Annotated in this window: 1 protein-coding gene; it reads right to left on the minus strand. The window is 60.4% G+C overall.

Features of this window, described 5'->3' with window-relative positions; translation table 11 throughout:
- A partial coding sequence (locus ACR0C5_RS19695; RefSeq protein WP_480878640.1) for a fumarylacetoacetate hydrolase family protein occupies nucleotides 1-641 on the minus strand: 641 nt, incomplete at both ends.

A 641-nucleotide genomic window follows, 5' to 3' on the forward strand; every position in this document is an offset into this window, starting at 1 on the left:
ACATCCTGCCGTTGCACGCCCAGTCCTTCGATCCCCAACTCCATCTTGTCGCCGGGCTTCAGATAGGTTTGCGGGTTCTGTCCCATCCCAACACCCGGAGGCGTCCCCGTCGAGATCACATCCCCCGGCTGCAGCGACATGAATTGCGACAGGTGCGAGATCACCGTGGCAACGCCGAAATGCATCGTCTTGGTCGAGCCGTCCTGATAGCGATGCCCGTTGACCTCAAGATACATCGGCAGGTTTTGTGGATCCGGCACCTCATCGCGCGTAACCAGCCAGGGGCCGATTGGGCCAAACGTGTCGGCAGACTTGCCCTTGACCCACTGACCCGAGCGGTGCAGCTGAAAGTCTCGCTCGGACAGATCATTGACTACGCAATAGCCCGCGACATGATCCAGCGCGTCCTCTTCCGAGACGTATTTCGCCTCTTTCCCGATCACCACGCCCAGCTCGACCTCCCAGTCGCTTTTGACCGAGTTGCGGGGGATTTCGACCGTGTCATTGGGACCGATGATGGCGGATGTGGCTTTGAAGAAGATGACTGGTTCGGCGGGCAGCTCCATGCCGCTTTCGGCGGCGTGGTCGGCATAGTTCAGGCCGATGCAGATGAACTTGCCCACCTGGCCCACACAGGCCCC

The organism is Ruegeria sp. N8 (assembly GCF_056531325.1).